The organism is Mesorhizobium tamadayense (assembly GCF_003863365.1).
Taxonomy (GTDB): Bacteria; Pseudomonadota; Alphaproteobacteria; order Rhizobiales; family Rhizobiaceae; genus Mesorhizobium; species Mesorhizobium tamadayense.
Map to the genome: position 1 here is coordinate 70,782 of NZ_RQXT01000027.1, position 19,126 is coordinate 89,907.

At 64.4% G+C, this 19,126-nt stretch carries 17 protein-coding genes; 6 read left to right on the plus strand and 11 right to left on the minus strand.

Annotated features, from left to right (window positions below):
• Positions 1 to 206 precede the first annotated feature (206 nt).
• A complete protein-coding gene (argE, locus tag EH240_RS21025; protein WP_125002174.1) occupies positions 207 to 1,364 on the plus strand; it encodes an acetylornithine deacetylase in 1,158 nt (385 codons plus the stop codon).
• Between the two features lie 6 nt (positions 1,365 to 1,370).
• Here the strand turns inward: argE and EH240_RS21030 are convergent, their stop codons facing one another.
• Genes EH240_RS21030 through EH240_RS21050 form a run of 5 tightly spaced genes read right to left on the minus strand, consistent with a single transcriptional unit; the run spans position 1,371 to position 6,281 of the window.
• Positions 1,371 to 2,306 (minus strand): LysR family transcriptional regulator, encoded by a 936-nt coding sequence (locus tag EH240_RS21030; RefSeq protein ID WP_125002176.1) that lies wholly within the window; start codon positions 2,304 to 2,306, stop codon positions 1,371 to 1,373.
• A 50-nt stretch (positions 2,307 to 2,356) separates the two neighbouring features.
• Positions 2,357 to 3,847, minus strand: coding sequence for an aldehyde dehydrogenase (locus EH240_RS21035; RefSeq protein ID WP_125002178.1), 1,491 nt, complete (start codon positions 3,845 to 3,847; stop codon positions 2,357 to 2,359).
• Positions 3,848 to 3,868: 21 nt separating this feature from the next.
• A complete protein-coding gene (locus EH240_RS21040; RefSeq protein WP_125002180.1) occupies positions 3,869 to 4,540 on the minus strand; it encodes a DUF1028 domain-containing protein in 672 nt (223 codons plus the stop codon).
• Positions 4,541 to 4,545: 5 nt separating this feature from the next.
• A complete protein-coding gene (locus EH240_RS21045; RefSeq protein WP_125002182.1) occupies positions 4,546 to 4,962 on the minus strand; it encodes a RidA family protein in 417 nt (138 codons plus the stop codon).
• Positions 4,963 to 5,006: 44 nt separating this feature from the next.
• A complete protein-coding gene (locus EH240_RS21050) occupies positions 5,007 to 6,281 on the minus strand; it encodes a flavin-containing monooxygenase (protein WP_125002184.1) in 1,275 nt (424 codons plus the stop codon).
• 358 nt (positions 6,282 to 6,639) lie between these two features.
• Here EH240_RS21050 and EH240_RS21055 point away from each other — a divergent pair, with 358 nt between their 5' ends.
• A complete protein-coding gene (locus tag EH240_RS21055) occupies positions 6,640 to 8,259 on the plus strand; it encodes a GMC family oxidoreductase (RefSeq protein ID WP_125002186.1) in 1,620 nt (539 codons plus the stop codon).
• Positions 8,260 to 8,356: 97 nt separating this feature from the next.
• Here the strand turns inward: EH240_RS21055 and EH240_RS21060 are convergent, their stop codons facing one another.
• The 6 genes from EH240_RS21060 to EH240_RS21085 all read right to left on the minus strand — a co-directional run bounded on the left by EH240_RS21060 (position 8,357) and on the right by EH240_RS21085 (position 15,411).
• Positions 8,357 to 9,115: an ABC transporter ATP-binding protein gene (locus EH240_RS21060; protein WP_245436243.1), complete on the minus strand. Its 759-nt coding sequence runs from the start codon at positions 9,113 to 9,115 to the stop codon at positions 8,357 to 8,359.
• Between the two features lie 116 nt (positions 9,116 to 9,231).
• Entirely contained in the window at positions 9,232 to 10,035 is an 804-nt protein-coding gene (locus EH240_RS21065) for an ABC transporter permease (protein WP_125002190.1), read from the minus strand.
• Positions 10,036 to 10,129: 94 nt separating this feature from the next.
• The gene (locus tag EH240_RS21070) at positions 10,130 to 11,113 is read right to left on the minus strand and encodes an ABC transporter substrate-binding protein (RefSeq protein WP_125002192.1); all 984 of its coding nucleotides are present in this window, start codon (positions 11,111 to 11,113) and stop codon (positions 10,130 to 10,132) included.
• Positions 11,114 to 11,483: 370 nt separating this feature from the next.
• On the minus strand, positions 11,484 to 13,763 hold the full coding sequence (locus EH240_RS21075) for a xanthine dehydrogenase family protein molybdopterin-binding subunit (RefSeq protein ID WP_125002194.1): 2,280 nt from the start codon (positions 13,761 to 13,763) through the stop codon (positions 11,484 to 11,486).
• Positions 13,764 to 13,765: 2 nt separating this feature from the next.
• Positions 13,766 to 14,788, minus strand: a complete 1,023-nt coding sequence (locus tag EH240_RS21080) for an FAD binding domain-containing protein (protein ID WP_125002196.1) — start codon at positions 14,786 to 14,788, stop codon at positions 13,766 to 13,768.
• 2 nt (positions 14,789 to 14,790) lie between these two features.
• Positions 14,791 to 15,411: a (2Fe-2S)-binding protein gene (locus EH240_RS21085; protein ID WP_125002198.1), complete on the minus strand. Its 621-nt coding sequence runs from the start codon at positions 15,409 to 15,411 to the stop codon at positions 14,791 to 14,793.
• A 321-nt stretch (positions 15,412 to 15,732) separates the two neighbouring features.
• On the opposite strand from EH240_RS21085, the gene EH240_RS21090 reads away from it, so the two are divergent.
• From EH240_RS21090 to EH240_RS21105, 4 genes are all read left to right on the plus strand, one after another.
• Entirely contained in the window at positions 15,733 to 16,941 is a 1,209-nt protein-coding gene (locus tag EH240_RS21090) for an HlyD family secretion protein (protein WP_245436241.1), read from the plus strand.
• On the plus strand, positions 16,938 to 18,536 hold the full coding sequence (locus EH240_RS21095; protein WP_125002200.1) for a DHA2 family efflux MFS transporter permease subunit: 1,599 nt from the start codon (positions 16,938 to 16,940) through the stop codon (positions 18,534 to 18,536). The genes EH240_RS21090 and EH240_RS21095 overlap by 4 nt, the downstream gene beginning before the upstream one ends.
• Before the next feature lie 115 nt (positions 18,537 to 18,651).
• A complete protein-coding gene (locus EH240_RS39675; protein ID WP_281035145.1) occupies positions 18,652 to 18,774 on the plus strand; it encodes a PPC domain-containing DNA-binding protein in 123 nt (40 codons plus the stop codon).
• Positions 18,775 to 18,836: 62 nt separating this feature from the next.
• Entirely contained in the window at positions 18,837 to 19,118 is a 282-nt protein-coding gene (locus EH240_RS21105; RefSeq protein WP_125002203.1) for a hypothetical protein, read from the plus strand.
• The last annotated feature ends 8 nt before the right edge of the window (positions 19,119 to 19,126 follow it).

The following is a 19,126-nucleotide window of genomic DNA, read 5'->3' on the forward strand; positions in this document are numbered from 1 at the left end:
CTCGGCTTGGCGCTGCCGCTGCTGCCGAAACTACTCATAAGTTGGCGCGGGCGCGGGAAAACTACGGATTTCTTCTGTGCGGATTAGGACGCGCCTAATCGCGCGCCGCGTGGATTAGCCTGCGATGAAGCGGGGCTGAGCCAAATGCGACTTCAGGGCGGCCGCCGCACGATGTACACAGCCGTTGCGGCAACGGAACAAGAGAAATGGACAGCATAAGGATCCTCGAAAAGCTGGTCGCCTTGCCGACGGTGAGCCGCGACTCGAACCTCGACCTGATCGGCTATGCGGCGGACCTGCTCGCAGCGAACGGCATTGCCAGCCAGACCATCAATAGCGCCGACGGCCACAAGGCCAATCTCTTTGCCACCGTCGGACCGGCCGACAAGCCCGGCATCATGCTGTCCGGCCACACCGATGTCGTTCCCGTCGACGGCCAGAACTGGACGCTGCCCCCGTTCGAAATGACCGCGCGCGACGGCAAGCTCTACGGGCGCGGCGCGGCGGACATGAAAGGCTTCGTCGCCTGCGCGCTCGCAGCCTGCCTCAAGGCCGCGAAGATGGCGCTTCGGACGCCCTTGCATCTGGCGCTCTCCTACGACGAGGAAGTCGGCTGTCTCGGTGTGCGTGACCTGATCGAAATGCTGAGCGCGGCGCCGCAACGCCCGCTGCTGTGCATCGTCGGCGAGCCGACCAACATGCAGGTGGCGACAGGACACAAGGGCAAGCTTGCGGCACGGGCCAACTGCAGGGGGCGGGAGGGCCATTCGGCGCTGGCTCCGGTCGCGCTCAACGCCATCCATCTCGGTTGCGATTTCGTGCGTGCCCTGCGCGACGAACAGGACCGGCTGGCCCGCGAAGGCGCTCGCGACGGCGACTACGACATTCCCTACACGACGGTCCATGTCGGCAGGATCAATGCCGGGGTGGCGCTCAACATCGTGCCCAACCTTTGCCAGGTCGACTTCGAGATCCGCAACGTCGCCGCCGACGATGCCACCGTCATTCTCGACAGGCTTCGCATTGCTGCGGCGCGCATTGCTGCCGACGCCGCTTCGATCGCAGCCGAGGCTGCAATCGACATCGAGATCACCAACACCTATCCGGGCCTCGACACCCCGGCCGCCTCGGAAGCGGTCGCCTTCGTCAAATCGCTGACAGGCGCCAACGACACCATGAAAGTCGCGTTCGGCACGGAAGGCGGATTGTTCAGCCGCGATCTCGGCACGCCTGCCGTCGTTTGCGGACCGGGCTCGATGGCGCAGGGGCACAAGCCGGACGAATTTGTCAGCGTCGAACAGCTGCGGCGCTGCGACGAGATGCTGGGGAGGCTGCTGTCGCGGCTCACCGACGGCTGGCCGTGACACCCCTCATTTGACGATGCGTTCGGTGCCGAAGACGCCTTGCTCGACGACGAAGCTGCGGCAGTGGTCGATGAAGGCCTGCACCGTCAGCGTGCGGTGCTCGGCGTTCGGCAGCGCTATTCCCATCGTCAGCGGCCTGAGGTCGCCCAGCAGGGGCACGAAGACCAGCAATTTGCCGTCCGGCGACATCGTGTTGAGCGGCCGCATATTGGCGATGCCGTAGCCGAAGCCATTGGCGACCATCGAGCGCATCACGGCAATGTCGCCGGTGCGCTCGACGATCTTGGGCCGCAGTCCCTTGGGCTGGAAAGCCGAGAGGAAATATTCGCGGCTGTAGGGAAGATCGAGCAGCACCATCGGCTCATCGACCAATTCCTCGGGCGTGATGCCCGCCCTCCCCGCCAGGCGATGCGCGGCCGGCAGCATCACATAGGCCGGCAACTGCATCAGCGGCTCGAAAGTCATGTCCTGCGACAGCTCGAGATCGTAGGTCAGCGCAGCGTCGATTTCGCCACGCTGCAGCATCTCGAACAATTGCCCCTGGTTGCGCTCGAACTGCCTGACGCGCACGTCCGGATAGGCGTCCTCGAATTTCCGGCGCAGCGCCGGCAGCACGATCTGCGCGAAAGTGAGCAGGCAGCCGATCGCCAGCGGTCCGCGCACCTTTTCGGCGATATCGCCGGCAATGTCGTGCAGCGCGTCCGCGTCGTTGAGCAGGCGCGCGGCTTCCTTGAGGAACAGGCGCCCGCCGGCCGTCAGCGCCAGCGCATGCGAGTGCTTGCGCACGAAGAGCTGGACGCCGAACTCCGCTTCGAGCTGAGCGATCGAGGCCGAGATCGACGGCGGCGAGACATTCACCTGCTCGGCCGCCTTGGCGATCGAACCGGCTTCGCCGACGGCGACGAAATATTCGAGTTGTCTGAGCGTGAAGCGAAGCGGCATGGACGGCTATGATGCCCGTTTGGTTGCGGCAATCAAGTCGCGGCCGCTCCTCAGTACTTGATCCAGGTGGTCTTCAGCGCGGTGTATTTGTCGAGCGCGTGCAGCGACAGGTCGCGCCCGAAGCCGGACTGCTTGAAGCCGCCGAAGGGCGTCATCGGGCTCAGCGCATCGACGGTGTTCACCGACACAGTGCCGACCCGAAGCCGCTCCGCGACGCGATGCGCCCGCGACAGGCTGTCGGTCCACAGCGACGCAGCCAGGCCGTAGACGCTGTCATTGGCGATCCGAAGCGCCTCGTCCTCGGTGTCGAAGGCGATGACCGACAACACCGGACCGAATATCTCGTCGCGGGCAAGCGGATCGTCGGGCGCGACATCGTCGAAGATCGTGGGCTGGACAAAACTGCCTCGCCCATCGAGGGCGATCCGGCCGCCGCCGGCGACCAGCCGGGCCGACTTCTTGCCGCCATCGATGAAACGCATGACGGTCGCGGCGTGCCTGGCGTCCACCATCGCGCCCATCCTGGACGCTGGATCCAGCGGGTCGCCGGGCTGGGTCGCCGCGGCCCGCTCCGCCAGCCTCTCAACCAGCGCATCCTTGATGCCGCGCTCCACCAGAAGCCGGGAATTGGCCGAGCATACCTGGCCCTGGTTGAAGAAGATGCCGAAGGCTGCCATGTCGGCCGCGGCGTCCAGGTCTTGGCAATCCGCGAACACCAGGTTCGGGCTCTTGCCGCCGGTTTCCAGCCAAACCTGCTTCATGTTCGACTGGCCGGAATATTGCAGGAACATCTTGCCGACCGCGGTCGAGCCGGTGAAGGCAAGGCAATCGACATCCATATGGCGGCCGAGCGCCTGGCCGGCGGTCTCGCCGAGGCCGGGCACGACATTGAGCACGCCGGCGGGCAGGCCCGCTTCCATGGCGAGCTCAGCCAGCCTGAGTGCCGAGAAGGGCGATTGCTCGGCCGGCTTCAACACCACCGAATTGCCCACCGCCAGCGCGGGCGCGCATTTCCAGGTCGCCATGTCGAGCGGGAAATTCCAAGGCACGACGGCGCCAACGACCCCAAGCGGCTCGCGCCGCACCAGAGCGAGGTCGCCCTGGCCCGTCGGCGCCACCTCGTCATAGACCTTGTCGATCGCTTCGGCGTACCACTGGAAGATTGCCGCCGAACCCGGCACGTCGACGGTGGCGGCATCCTTGACCAGCTTGCCCATGTCCAGCGATTCCAGCAGTGCGAGTTCCTGCAGGTTCTCGCGCAGCAGCCCCGCCAGCCGTAGCAGCACCTCCTTGCGATGCTGAGGGCTCGTTCGCGACCAGGTGCCGGCCTCGAAGCTGCGTCGCGCCGCGGCAACGGCAAGGTCGACGTCCTCTTGTCCGCAGGAGGCGACCTCGGCGAGCGTCGCTCCCGTGGCCGGATTGATGCTTGCAAAGGTCCGGCCGGAGCGTGCGGGCACTGGTTTGCCGTCGATGAACGCTTTGTCGCGGAAACGGATTGCGGACGCCTTGCCGACCCATTCCTTATGGCTGAGTTCGCTCATGTCAGCTCCAGACTGTCGGGACTACTCGTCACCCGGAACGCCGTAGCTCGGCGCGCCGGACGGGTTGAGGGCGCGGGTGACGTAGGCGTCGAGCTGGGGCTTGTAGATCTCCCATAGCGTTGCCAACTGCTCGATCGGGCACGCTTCCGTCCAGTCGCAACGCAAGTCTGCGACGGGCCATGAGACATCGCGCACCAGCTTCATGCCGGCGGAACGGACAGGCCCCGCCTCGCCGCCGGCCTTGAGCGCAGCCCGCATCGTGAGGATCAGCCGGTCGCCGAGGTCTCCCCCGGAGGCGAGAAAGGCGTCAACCATTGCCTGCGGGATGCGGTCATTCGCAAGCAGGTTGCCGCCGCAGGCGACGTCCTCGCCGCGCGCCTCGGCCCAGATGCCGAGCGCGTTCGGTCCCGAATGAATCGCGCTGCCGCCGGCCGCATCGACCGCCAGTATCTGCCGGTATTCGCTGAAGGCCGAGCGCTTCAGGATCGCGACGGTTTCAGCAGCGGAAGCGCCGCGCGCCATCAACTCCAGCGCCCGTGGCCCGAGCGTCGGGTCGGTGACGTTCTGGCTGGCGACCGCGCCGACGCCGGCCTGCGCGTAGGCGCAGCGGGCCGCGACGGCAGGAGACGACGAGGACACCGCCACTCCGAACATGCTCGTGCGCCTGCAGCGCGCGACGATGGAGAAGGTCATGGCGGTCAGTCCGGGATGACGGCGGTGCCGTCGATCTCGACCAGCCATTCCGGCCGCGCCAGGGCAGACACGACCACGCCGGTCGAAACCGGGTGAACGCCCTTGATGTATTCGCCCATCGTCCGGTAGACGGCTTCGCGATGCCGGACATCGGTCAGGTAGACCACCACCTTCACCAGATGCTCCATCGTGCCGCCGCATTCCTCGATGAGCTGCCTGATGTTCTGCATGACCTTGTGGGTCTGCTCGACCGGATCGTGGCTATCGATGTTCTTTGCGGTGTCGAGGTCTTGCGGGCACTGGCCGCGCAGGTAGACGGTCCGGCCGCCGCGCGTGACGACCGCCTGGCAGAGATCGTTGTCGAGCTTCTGCTCGGGATAGGTATCCTTGGTGTTGAAGGGGCGAATTCGCGTGTGCGCCATCTTGGTCTCCGTCAGGTCGGGCTCGCAGCGGTCGTCAGCTTTGGTCAGGCATCCACGGGCTCGCGCTTCGCGGCGGCGTGGTAGGCCAGATATTTCCGCTGCGTCGAAATACGGTCGGCCACGTGCTTGGCATCATGCCAGACGCCCCAGATGAAGCTGGACCCTCGTCGCGACTGCCAAGGCAGCCCCAGGAAGTAGATCCCCGGCTCGGTCGAGACGCCGCGGTGGTGCCTTGGCCGACCCTTCTCGTCGAAGGCGTCGACCTTCAGCCAGCTGTAGTCGACGGCAAAGCCCGTCGCCCAGACGATCGCCGCTATTCCGGCTTCGGCCAGGTCGAGCTCGCGGATCGGATTGGTCACGCACTCCGGATCCGGGTCGATCCGGCGGGCCACGGGCTCTTCCGGAAGGTCGAGACCGTTGCGAGCGACATAGGCGTCGGCTTCGTCCAGCAGCGACATCAGGCTGGCGTCGCCGCGGGCAATGTTTTTCGCCAGATCGGGCGCGAAGCTCATCACGCCGTCCTGGTAGGTCTTTGTCATGCCGACGAGCGTAAGCCCCTGCGCGGCCAGACGACGGAAATCGATAGTTTCGCCGCCGCGCGCGCCGCTCACCGCGATCGTGACGTGTTCCGTGCCGGGTCCCGGGGTTTCGGCGTCCCACTTGCCGAGAACGCCGAGCCACCAGCAGAAGTCGCGCCCGCGATAGGCGCGCGGCGGGCGGTCATGCGGACCGACCGAGAGAAAGACGCGCCTGCCGGCGCGCTGAAGCTCGTCGGCAATCTGCACGCCCGAGGATCCCGCTCCGACCACCAGCACCGCGCCTTTCGGCAGCTGCTCAGGGTTACGGTAGGCGCTGGAATGGATCTGCAGGATGCCCGCATCCCCATGGACAACAGGCGGAATGACGGGGATCTGGAAAGGTCCGGTCGCGGCAACGACGCTGTTGGCCTCGATCGCGCCGTCCGACGTCTCGACGCGGAATCCAGGGCGACCGACATTTCTTTGCACAAGCTTGACCTCTACGCCGCAGCGGATCGGCGCATTGATCTGCTTTGCGTAGGCGACGAAATAGTCGGCGACCTCTTCCTTGGAGGCAAAGCCATCGGGACCGGTCCGGGAAAACTCCATGCCCGGGAACCGGTCGTGCCAGGCCGGGCCGTTGGCAACCAGGGAGTCCCACCGCTGCGAGCGCCAGCGTTCGGCAATCCGGCCGCGTTCAAGGACCAGATGAGGCACCCCGCACTTGCTCAGGTGCTCGCTCATAGCCACCCCCGCCTGGCCGCCGCCGACGACAAGCGTGTCTATCGTCTCAACCGACATTCTCAGTCCTTTTCTGACCATCCGACAGCTTCCGCCGCGCGGGATGAAAACCGATTTCCGCCAGCTGATGCACGCAGCCGTGGGTGATCCGGCTGCATCTCTTCCGGGTTCCACAAGTAGCAGCACGTGCCGGTGGGCGCCCATAACGAATCTCCGAAGTCACGCGTAACCATTTCCGAATTTCTCGCACCGATGGACGCACCTACAGTTCCGGCGATCCGGATCGGTGCCGCCGCATGAGGTGGCGGGCGAAGCCGGACACATGTCGGCAACGGACCGGGTTCCGGAACAGGGTTGCGCTTCCGCGGCGACCCGTTCCGCCATGCCTCGAGCGCCGGCATTCCTCGAGGGGCTGGGCATGAAGACTGAAAGCTATGACTACATCGTCGTCGGCGCGGGTTCGGCCGGTTGCGTGGTGGCCAATCGGCTGAGCGCCGATCCGTCGGTCAGAGTGTGCCTGATAGAGGCCGGCGGCAGCGACAACAGCCTGCGGGTCAAGGTGCCGGCCGGCATCCTGTCGCTCTACGGCAACCCCAACTACGACTATTGTTTCGTTGGCGTGCCGCAGCCTCATCTCAACAACCGCAGCATTCCGGTCAACCGCGGCAAGGCGCTGGGCGGATCGAGCTCGATCAACTCGATGGTCTATATTCGCGGCGCCGCCGAAGATTATGACGAGTGGGCCGGGCTCGGCTGCGCTGGCTGGGCCTATTGCGATGTGCTGCCCGTGTTCAGGAAGCTGGAGCGCAATCTGATCGGCCAGGACGCACGCTATCACGGCACCGAGGGCGAAATGCTGGTCGACAACCCACGCGATCCGAACGAGCTTTCCGCCATGTTCGTCAAGGCCGGGACAAGCGCCGGCCTGCCCACAAACACGGACTTCAACGCCGAGGGCCAGTTCGGCGTCGGCATCTACAACGTCACGCAGGACCGGGGCCAGCGCTTCAGCAGCTTCAGCGCGTTCATGCGTCCGGTGCTCGATCGCAAGAACCTGACGCTGCTCAGCGAATGCGAGGTGATCGACCTTGTCATTGCCGAGGGACGCGCGACGGGAATGCGCGTGCGGCATGACGGCCAGCAAAAGATACTCTCGGCCAGCCGCGAGATCGTGCTCTCTGCCGGCGCCATCAATTCGCCCAAGATCCTGATGGCGTCCGGCATCGGCCCCGCAGCCGAGCTCCGGCAGATCGGCATCACACCGGTCCTCGACCTGCCCGGCGTCGGCAAGAACCTGCAAGACCATGTCGATGGCATGATCACCGTGCGCTCCAGGAGCACCAGGACGCTCGGCCTGTCGCTCGCCAACCTGCCCCGTATCGTGGCCGCGCCATTCCAGTATTTCGCGCGCCGCAGGGGCATGCTCACCACCAACTATGTCGAAGCTGGCGGCTTTGCGAAAACCAGGCACGCGAACGGCCTTCCCGACATCCAGTTCCACTTCGTGCCGGGCTATCGCAGCCATCGCGGCAAGCTGATCGAATATGGCCACGGCTACGCCGTTCACACCTGCGTGCTCAGACCGAAAAGCGTGGGCGAGATCAGACTGTCACGGGATAGTTCCCGCCGCGACGTCCTCATCGACCACCGCTTCTTCGCGGATGAAGATGACGCGATGGTGCTGGTCGAAGGCATCAAGATCGCGCGCAGCATCCTTGCCGCATCGGAGCTCGATCCGGTGCGCGGCAAGGAGATGCTTCCGGGCAAGGATGTCCGCAGCGACGACGAGATCCTCGCCTATCTGCGCGCCGAAGCGCTGACCGTCTATCACCCTGTGGGGACCTGCAAGATGGGAACGGACGCGATGGCGGCGGTTGATCCGGCGACGCTTAAGGTGCGAGGCGTGGAAGGGCTTCGGGTCGCGGACGCTTCGGTCATGCCGAAGCTGATAGGCGGCAACACGAACGCGCCAAGCATGATGATTGGGCAGAAGGCTTCGGAGATGATTCTTAGCTCGGCGCGCCACGGCGAAAGATAAAGATCGCGTCGCCTTTCGGGGCAGTTCAGCGTTGTATTGCCTAACTGCTCACGCAATTCCGACGGAAAGCGCCAGGCACTTTTTCCTGGAATCGCTCCTAGTGATCCTCGTCGATCTCGTCGTGCAGCAGGCCGAGGATACGGCGCTTGAGCGCGATGAAGTCGGGTTCGAGGATCACGTCCATCGAGCGCGGCCGGGGGATATCGACCTTGATCTCGGCCTTGATCTTGCCGGGCCGGGCCGTCATCACCAGGACGCGATCGCCGAGCACCAGCGCCTCGTCGATATCGTGGGTGACGAAGAGCACCGTCTTCTGCTGCCGCTCCCAGACGCGCAAGAGCAGTTTCTGCATGGTGCCGCGCGTCTGGCTGTCGAGAGCCCCGAATGGCTCGTCCATCAAGAGAACGGCCGGGTCGTTGGCAAGGGCGCGCGCGATCGCCACGCGTTGTTTCATGCCGCCTGAGAGCTGGGCGGGGTAATGGTCGGCAAAGGGCGCGAGGCCGACTTCGTTGAGATACTGGTCGACGATCTGCTTGCGCTGCTCCGCGGGCAGACCCTTGCGCTTCGGTCCATACTCGATGTTGGCGCGCACGGTGAGCCAGGGAAACAAGGTGTAGCTCTGGAATACCATGCCTCTGTCGGGACCGGGTTCGATCACTTCCCTGCCATCGACTTTGATGCTGCCCGAGGTTGCGTCATTGAGACCGGCAGCGAGATATAGCAGGCTGGATTTGCCGCACCCCGAAGGACCGACGATGACGCAGAATTCGTTCCTGGCCACCTTCAGCGACACATCGTCCAGCGCCAGCACGCCGTTGGCGTCGCTGTAGCGCAGTGTCACGTCTTCGACGGCCATCGTGGTGCCGGCCGAACGCGGATCGCCGGGTGCAGTGCCGGCCGGATTGTTCGCCTTGAGGGTTTCGGTCATTGCTACCCTTGATCCGACTCCGGTTTGCGAGGATGCGTTCAAAATCAAGCTGCCCATGGCGCGACCCTTGACCGGATAATGCGGAACGCCGTGTCTGTGATGAGGCCCAGAAGCCCGATCGCGGCGATCGCCATGAAGATCACGTCGACCTGGAAGCCGCGCATCGCCTTCAGGCTGATATAGCCAAGGCCGCTCGAGGCGGCGACGAGCTCAGCCACCACCAGATATGTCCAGGCCCAGCCCATGGTGACGCGCAGCGTATCGAGGATCGCGGGAAGCGCGGCGGGAAAGATGACGTGCCACACGGCTTCGCTGCGCTTGGTGCCCAAAGTGTAGGAGGCGTTGACCAGGTCCCTGGACACGCTGCGCGCGCAGTCGGAAATCATCACGAGCTGCTGGAAAAAGGTGCCGAAGAAGATCACAGCGATGCGCTGCTCGATGCCGATGCCGATCCAAAGGATGAACAGGGGCACGAAGGAGGTCACCGGCAGATAGCGGATAAAATTGACCAGCGGCTCAAGCGGCGCCTGCACGGCCCGGTAGGTTCCCATCCACAATCCCAGCGGCACCGAGATCAGCGAGGATACGATGAAGCCCAGGAGTACCACCTTGGCGCTGGTCAAAGTGTGGTAGAAAAGGCTGCCGTCCAGAGACATGCGATAGGTCGTCTCGAGCACGGTTCCGGGCGTCGGCAGGAACATGTTCGGCACGACGCGGCCATAGGACAGGAAAGCCCAGCCGCCGATCACGAGTATCCACATCGCCAGCGCGAGCGTTGTCGCCGTGCCGGCGGGAATGTTGGCGAATGGGGTCGTCAGGCGTGTCCACGCCGTCCGCCTCTGTGCCATAGGATGGCCTCCGTTGATCTTCTGAAGCGCGAAACTCTGGCCTATCGAGAAACGGGGTCGGCCCGAACGGGCCGACCCCGGCGATCTCGCAGGCTCACTGATCCTTGATGAAATCGGTGTCGAGGATGGTTTTCGCGTCGATCGTCGTCTTGAGCTTGCCGGCCTTGCCCCAGACGTCCTGCGCGAAGTTCACCAGGTCGGACGCTTCGCTCTTCTGCGGCGCGCCGAAAAATTCCAGGTTGCGGGCACGGTCGTAATAACGCACGCCCTTGGCGCCGGCCGCGAAATCCTCGGGCTTCTCCAGATAGCCGCCAATGCCCTTGGCCATGATCTCATAGGCCTTTTCCGGATTGGTCTTGATGTATTCGACCGCCTTGTAATAGCCCTTGACCAGCGCCTTCACGTCCTCGGGATGCTTCTCAATCAGGTCGCATTTGAGGGCGATCACATCCACGATCAGGCCGGGAGTGGTCGTGGAATCGATCAGCACCTTGCCCTTTCCGCCCTTACGGACTTCGGTAAGGTGCGGCTCCCAGGTCACGGCAGCCGGAACCTGGCCGGCGATGAAGGCGGTCGCGGCGTCATCGGCGGTCATGTTGGTGATGGTGACGTCGTCCTCGGTCATGCCTTCCTTTTTCAGAAGCACGTTGAACCAGAACTCGGAAACGGAGCCCTCGTTCAGGGCCACCTGCTGGCCCTTCAAATCCTTGAGCGACTTGACGTCGGCCTTCGTGACGATGCCGTCGCCGCCGTGGCTGTCGTCGAGCGCCAGCACGTATTTGAAGCAAAGCTCATCCGAGCGGTATTTCATCAGCTCGTCGACGGTCGAGGCGGCGCCGTCGAGATCGCCGCCGGCGACCGCTGCCATGTAAAGCGCTGATTCTTCTATGACCTTCAGGTCGACATCGACGCCGGCTTCCTTGAAGTAGCCGAGGTCGCGGGCAAGAAACAGCGGCCCGTAGCCCACCCAGGTGGTCATGCCGAGACGAATGGCGCCAGCGTTGGCGGGAGCGGAAAGCCCCAGACCCAGCAGGCCTGCGCCGACCGCGCTCATCAGGCGATTTCGGAATGTCTTCATCGTCGTGGTTCCCCTATGGCTGTTGCCGGCATCGGCCTTATTCAAGTGGCGTATGCCAAGCTGTGTTTCGGCAGCCGCTCTCTTGTTATGCGTCGCCTCCCAGGCGAGCCTAGCGTGTTCTAGGCTCGGCAAGAGAGCATCCGGGCCGGATCGCAAAAAGAAGTCTTTTTCTGTCCTTTGCTTCGCCGAAACCGAAGCAGAGGGCCTTGCGGCCGCTCGCAAGTACGCGAACAGAAACTCTCAAGGGCTTATGGTTGGATAACTGGCCGCCCGTTCGCCTCTCCCGTGGACGAGTTCCCCGCATTGCGGCGGCGGCTCGGCAATCGGATCGGTGGCTTGGTGGCAGGTAGCGATCTGCTACCTGGCATCGTCAAGCGATAAGCTGATCGATCCTGATCGGCAGATCGCGGATGCGCTTGCCGGTCGCGTGGTAGACCGCGCTCGCAACGGCGGCGGCCGTGCCGACATTGCCCAGTTCACCAAGGCCTTTGACGCCGGCCGGATTGACCGCGTGGTCGATTTCCGGGACCAGGATCACCTGCAGATCCTGAATGTCGGCGTTGACCGGCACGAGGTAGTCCTGCAAGTCGCGGTTGACGTAGCGGGCATAGCGCCTGTCGACCTCGGTGGCCTCATGCAGCGCCTGTCCGATGCCCCAGATCATGCCGCCCATCAGTTGGCTGCGCGCGGTGCGCGTGTTCATGATGCGCCCGGCGGCGAACGCGCCGACGATGCGCGGCACGCGGATCTCCCTGGTGTAGCTGTTGATACGGACTTCGACGAACTCCGCGCCGAAGGCGTATTTCACCGAATCCTCGTCCTGGTCGCCGCCATGGAATTCCGGCTGGCCGGCATAAAGCTTCTTCAGCGCCCCGGGCGTCGCGCCCTTGGGCGCGAACTCGGCATATTCCTCGATCGCGCCAAGCTGCATGATCTTGAAGACATCCTCAATCTTCGCCGAGGCGCCGCCCTTCGCAACGATCTTCCCATCAGCGAAGTCCAGTTCCTCGTTGTGGGATCCGGCAAGCGGACCGCCTTCGGCCGTAGCTCCCGCGTAGAGCTTCGCCCGGATCGCGTCGCAGGCCTTCAGCACCGCCGAGCACACGCTCGCGGTGGAAATCGAGCCGCCTGACACCGGGGCCGGGGGCAGGTTGTTGTCACCCATTTCCACATTCACCTTACCGATCGGGACGCCAAGACGTTCCGAAGCCATCTGGCCGGCCACGGTGCGGACACCGGTGCCGATCTCATGCGAGCCGCACTGCACCCTCACATCGCCGTCGGATGTTAGGCGCACGCGCGCGGCACATGGCGCTGCAGCGGTTGGATAGATGGCCGTGGCGCAGCCCATGCCGATCAGCCAGTCGCCCTCACGCATCGCGCCGACCTTGCGATCCCGCTTTGCCCAGCCGAAGGCGTCGGCCGCCTGCTCGTAGCACTGGATCAGCGAGCGGCTGGAGAAAGGCTTCTTGCCGATCGGCTCCACCTTCGGTTCATTGATCCGGCGGAACTCGACCGGGTCCATGCCGAGCGCCACCGCCATCTCGTCCATCGCGTTTTCAAGCGCGTAGACGTAAGGCGTCTCCGGCGGCGAGCGCATGTAGCCTGGAGTGTTGCGGTCCGCCCGCACCAGCGAGACATGCGTCAGCACCGAGCCGTAGTCATACATGCGGCCGGTCGCCGAGGTGCCGGCGACGACATAGGCGTCCGGACGCGATGTCACTTCCCAGCCTTCATGCGCGAACGCAGTGATGCGGCCGTCCTTGCCTGCGCCGATCCTGATGCGGTGCCGGGTTTCGGCCCGGTAGGTCTGCGTGCCGAAGGCCTGCATGCGGCTGGTCACGCAGCGCACCGGACGCCCAAGACGCTTTGCGGCCACCGCGACGATGGCGGTGCGCGGCGTCATCGGTCCTTTCGAGCCGAAGGCTCCGCCGATGAAAGGGCTGACGATGCGCACATTGGCCGGATCGATCTTCAGTTGCCGCGCAAGCTCGACCTTCCAGCCGGTGACGTTCTGCGAAGGCTCGTGGACGATGAGCTGATCGCCCTGCCAGAGCGCCGTTGTCGAGAACAGCTCGATCGGATTGTGGTGCTGGGTCGGCGTCGAATAACGCGCATCGATCTTGACGGGAGCGGCAGCATAGGCAGCGTCGAAATCGCCGGCTCTCACGTCCTCCTTCAGTATCGTGCTCTTGCCGGCGGCGGGGACGGTCTTCGTTCCCGGACTGTCGAAACTTGCCGTCGGCTTCTCCTCCTCATACTCGGCACGGATCAATTGGGCTGCCTCTTCGGCCGCCTCGAATGTCTCGGCAACGGCTAAAGCAATGATCTGGCCGTCATGGAAGATCGTCCTGTCATGCAGCGGTCCGATCGACGTCGCGCCGGAGTTGCCGAATTTCGGCTTCTCGACCTTGTCCATGTCGCCATAGGTGACGATGTCGAGCAGGCCGGGTACGGCGCGCGCGTCGTCCAGATGAAGCCTCGTCACCCTGCCCTTGGCGATGTCGCTGGTGGCGAGCGCGCCGTAGGTTATGTTGGCTGCCGGCAGATCGGCCGGATAGCCGGCCTGCCCGGTAACCTTCAGCCGGGCATCGATGCGCGGCAGCGGTTCGCCCATGTTCTCCCTGGGTTTCGGAGTGGCTGCGTCCATTGTCACACCTTCATGTCTCGGGTTTCGAGCAACGCGCGCACCAGCGTTCGTTTGCCGAGCTCGATCTTGAACGCGTTGTGCTGGCGCGGTTCGGCATCGGCAAAGGCGGCTTCCGCCGCCGCGCTTGCCGATGCCTCGTCAAGCTTCTTGCCTTGCAGGGCCGCTTCGGCCGCCCTGGCGCGCCACGGCACCGTCGCCACGCCGCCAAGCGCAATCCGCGCCTCGCGGACGCTGTCGCCGTCGAGATCGAGCACAACGGCGGCCGAAGCCAACGCAAAGGCGTAGGATTCGCGGTCGCGGATCTTCAGGTAACGCGAGCGCCTGGCCCACGGCATGGCCGGCACTTCGATGGCCGTGATGATCTCGTCGGCCGCGAGATCGGTCTCGATATGCGGCGTATCGCGAGGCAACCGATGCAGCCTGGCGAAGGGAATTTTGCGCGCTCCGCGCGAGCCCTCGGCTCGAATGACGGCATCGAGCGCGATCAGGGCCTGGGCGAAGTCCCCATGATAAGTGGCGATGCAGGCATCGCTGGCGCCAAGCACCGCATGCTGGCGGTTGAAGCCTTCCATCGCCGCGCACCCCGAACCCGGCACGCGCTTGTTGCAGGCCCATGAGGTCTCGCGGAAATATTCGCAGCGCGTTCGCTGCAGGACGTTGCCGGCAAGGCTCGCCATGTTGCGGATCTGACCGCTTGCCGCCAGCCGCAGACTGTCGGCGATGACGGGATAGCGGCGTTTGACTTCGCCGTGGTCGGCGGCTTCGCCCATCCGCACCAGGGCGCCGAAGCGGATGCCGTCATCGCTAACCCTGATCTGCCTGAGCGCAGGCTCTTCAAGCCGGTTGAGGTCCAGCAGCCGGTTGGGCGCAGCGACGCCGAGCTTCATATAGTCGGCGAGATTGGTGCCGCCGGCGATGAACTGCGCGTTCGCCCGCGTCGGCTGGTCGTCATCGGTCGTGAAGCGGGATGCGATGGCGACCGCGGCGGAAATGTCCGCCGGCTGTTCATAGATGAAAGGTCGCATCGTCAGGCTCCCCTCGCCTGGTCGCGCGCCTGAACGATCGCGGCGACGATGTTCGGATAGGCCGCGCAGCGGCAGATGTTACCGCTCATATATTCGCGGATATCATCTTCGGAGTGCGCGTGGCCCTCGTTGACGCAGCCGATGGCCGACATGATCTGACCCGGCGTGCAGTAGCCGCACTGGAAGGCGTCGTGGTCGATGAAGGCCTGTTGCATGGGATGCAGCTTGCCCTCGCTCGAGGCAAGCCCTTCCACCGTCGTCACTTCCTTGCCCTGGTTCATCACGGCAAAGCTGAGACAGGAGAGCACGCGCTTTCCGTCGACGAGCACCGTGCAGGCGCCGCACTGGCCATGGTCGCAACCCTTCTTCGTGCCGGTAAGACCGGCATGATCGCGCAGGGCGTCGAGCAGGCTTGTCCTCGTATCCAACGAAAGCTCGTAGGGTCGCTTGTTGATCCTCAGCGATACGGCGACCGCTTCCCTGAGTTTGGAATGGGTCGCAGCCGGCACTTCCGCCTTTGCCGCAGAGGTCAGCAACGGCGCGGCAGCTGCGGCTGAAACGGTGCCGGTCATGAAGCTCCGTCGGCTGAGACCAGTCGCGCTCGATGCGGGATTTTGGGACATGGCTCGCTCCCTGGCTGGCTGGGTATCAGCGCTAACCTCTCAGCCGGGGGCATTGTTCCGGATTTGTCTGCTCAAAAGCGGGTCACGAAAGAGTGAGTCAGGAAGCTCATCCGAGGGCACCCGGATGGGCAGGTGTCCGGGGCTGGGGACAAAGCCGGCAGTGGCGGCAAAGGAACTTTTCCGAGCGCGGAAGGTTGACCTCGGCTTGAGCTGGTGATGCGCGGCGCCGCCGCGCAAGTTCCCATGCGAGCAATTCCAGGAAAAGCGCGCAGCAACTTTCCATCCGGAATTGCGTAAGAACAAAACCTTCGATCGAAAGGCATGCCGGTGGATACGAATTCTCCAGTTGCCGAACCTGTGGATGAGACGCAGCAGCCGAGGCGTCACGCCGAAAAAAGAGACAAGAACTCGCGGCGTTCCGACACCCGAGGGGGAGCAGAGCCCGATACCACCGATGCGTCCCCCGAAGACGAGGGCGCCTCGCAGGATAAGCGACGCGGCGGGCTGGCCGGGTCCATCAAGCGGCATCCTGCCAAGGCGGGCACCGTCCTGCTTGTCGTGCTGCTGGCTGCTGCAGGCGCGGTGTTCTGGTGGCTGAACGCACGCAACTACGAATGGACGGACGATGCCTTCATCGATGCGCGCACCGTGACCGTCGGCGCCGAAATCGCCGGCCGCATCACGGAGGTGACCGTCACCGACAATCAGCCCGTCGAGGCGGGCGCGGTCCTGCTTCGCATCGACGACAGCGACTACCAGGCTTCGCTCAAGCAGGCGGAGGCCAGCGTGGCGGCGGCGCAGGCCGAGATCGCCAATGTTGTGGCCCAGACCGAGGCGCAGGACGCCAAGATCGACGCGGCGCGCAAGCAGGTCGCCCAGGCGCAGGCGGCGCTGGAATTCGCCAAGTCCGAGGACCAGCGCAACCGCGAGCTGCTCGCCCGAGGCACCGCCACCCAGCAGCAGGCACAGCAGGCCGCCTCAACGCTGCGCCAGGACCAGGCGGCCCTCGACACGGCCATGGCGAATGCAGAGGCCGCGAAAAGCCAGCTCGCCGTGCTGCAGGCACAGGGCAAAAGCGCTGAAGCCAAACTGCGGCAGGCGCGTGCCAGCGAGGACCAGGCCAAGACTACGCTCACGCGCACGACGATCATGGCCCCGGTCGCCGGCCGGGCAACCAACATCACGGTCGCAAAAGGCACCTATGCGCAGCCCGGGCAGGTGTTGATGATGTTCGTTCCGAAGGACGTCTGGGTGAAGGCGAATTTCAAGGAGACGCAGCTCGACCTGATGCGGCCGGGCCAGCCGGTCGACATCGCCATCGACGCCTACCCGGAAAAGACCTTCCATGGCCGTGTCGACAGCGTGCAGGCCGGCAGCGGCACCGCCTTCAGCCTGCTGCCGGCCGAGAACGCGACCGGCAATTTCGTCAAGGTCGTCCAGCGCGTCCCGGTCAAGATCGTCTTCGACCAGCCACCGGACGCCTATCTCGGTCCGGGCATGTCGGTGGTGCCGACGGTCAAGGTACGATGACTGATGCAGCATTAGCCCATGGCGGCGAAAGCCGCTCTGCCGCCGGCGGGCGCAACCCCTGGCTCATCGCGATCGTCGTCTCCATCGCGACCTTCATGATGGTGCTCGACACCGCGATCGCCAATGTCGCGCTGCGCAACATTGCCGGCAGCCTTGCGGCGGGCCTGGACGAGAGCACTTGGATCATCACTACCTATCTTGTGGCCAGTTCGGTCATCGTTCCAATCAGCGGCTGGCTGGCCGACGTCATCGGCCGCAAGCGCTACTACATGCTCTGCGTCGCCACCTTCACCGGCGCGTCGTTGCTCTGCGGCCTAGCGCCCAACCTCGACATGCTGATCCTGTTCCGCATCCTCCAGGGGCTTGGCGGCGGCGGCATGGCGCCGAGCGAGCAATCGATCCTTGCCGATACTTTCCCGCCCGAAAAGCGCTCGCAGGCCTTCGCGCTCTACGGCATCGCGGTCATCGTGGCGCCGACGGTCGGCCCAACGATCGGGGGATGGTTGACCGACCATTTCTCCTGGCACTGGATCTTCTTCATCAACGTGCCCTTCGGCATTCTTTCGCTGGCGCTCGTGCAATGGCTGGTGGTCGAGCCGGACGTGCTGAAACGCGAGCGCCGGGAGAGGCTGAAAGACGGCCTCAAGGTGGATTGGGTCGGCTTCATCCTGGTGACGCTGGCGCTCGGATGCCTGGAAGTCTTCCTCGACGAGGGCCACCGCAACGACTGGTTTTCATCGAGTTTCATCACCACCTTCGCCGCGATCTCCGCCGTCTCGTTGCTCATCTTGATTCCGTGGGAGCTGGCCCACCGCAACCCGATCGTCGACATGCGGTTGCTGTTCACGCGCCAGTTCGGCACGTCGTTCCTCGTCATGATGGCAGTGGGCGCTGTGCTGTTCAGCACGACGCAGCTCATGCCCCAGTTGCAGCAGACCGCGTTCGACTACACCGCGACGCTGTCCGGGCTTTCGATGATGCCGGGCGGCATCGCCATGCTGATGCTGATGCCGATTTCGGGCATCGCTTCCGGCTTCGTGCAGCCGAAATACCTGATTATGATGGGCATGTCGGCGGTGGCGGTGGCGCTCTGGCATATGACCTCGCTGGCGCCGGATGCGACCTTCAGCTTCTTTGCCTTCGCCCGCGTCTTCCTGATGGTCGGCCTGCCCTTCCTATTCATCCCGATCTCGACGGCCGCCTATCTCGGCCTGCCGCCGAGGAAGACTAACCAGGCTTCCGCGCTGATCAACGTCGCCCGCAACATCGGCGGCAGCATCGGCGTCTCGCTGACCACCACGGTGATCGCGCAGAACGCGCAGTTGCATCAGTCCAACCTGGTCGCGAACACCGCACAATCGTCGTCGATCTACCAGCAGACGCTGCGGCAGGCCGGCGAATACTTAGCCGCGCAGGGCTCCCCCGCCGTCGAGGCCAAGGCGCAAGCGGTGGGCTGGGTCGGCCAGCTCATCGGCCGCCAGGCGACGCTTCTCGCCTATGTCGACGTTTTCCGCTACTCGGCCGTCGCCACCGCGCTGCTGGTGCCGCTGGCGCTCCTGTTGCGGTCGCCCAAGCCGTCCCGGCCGGGGAAATAGCGCGCTCCTGCCGGAACATGCGCGGCGGGTTGCGAGTTTGCACCCTAGGTAATGACCGTTGCGGAACGATATGAAATCGAAGCTGGTCTCAGAAACTGCCGGACAGAGAACTTTCGTGGTCGTGCTGGACCCAGGCGAGGAAGAAGCGATCGCCGCTCTGACGGCGATCGGCGCGTTCGAGAAGGCGACCGTCGGCTGGTTCGATTTCGGGTCGAAATCGATCGACCTCGAGGCCTGACAGGCATGCAAACTCGTCCAGCTCCAGGCCGAAATTGGTGCCCGTAGCATTGGAGTAAAGAGATGGAACCCCGCAACAAGCAGCGACACAGACAGCAAGACGAGGCCGAGGCTCCGGTCATCGAGCAGCAGGACTGGGATTCCTTTGAGGGCAACAAGGTGCTTCCGGACAGCGTGGTCGTGGAAGAAGGCATTCCCAACACCCACGAGACGGAAGAAGCTCCCTCCGAAGAGGACGACGACAACCCCAGCCAGAACAGCGACGAGGCCTTGCCCGACGACAAGGAGGAGGAGGTTTTGTCGCGGGATCCCTCCAAGGAGGGAAGCCGGTTCGACGAGGTTTAGGTTCACAT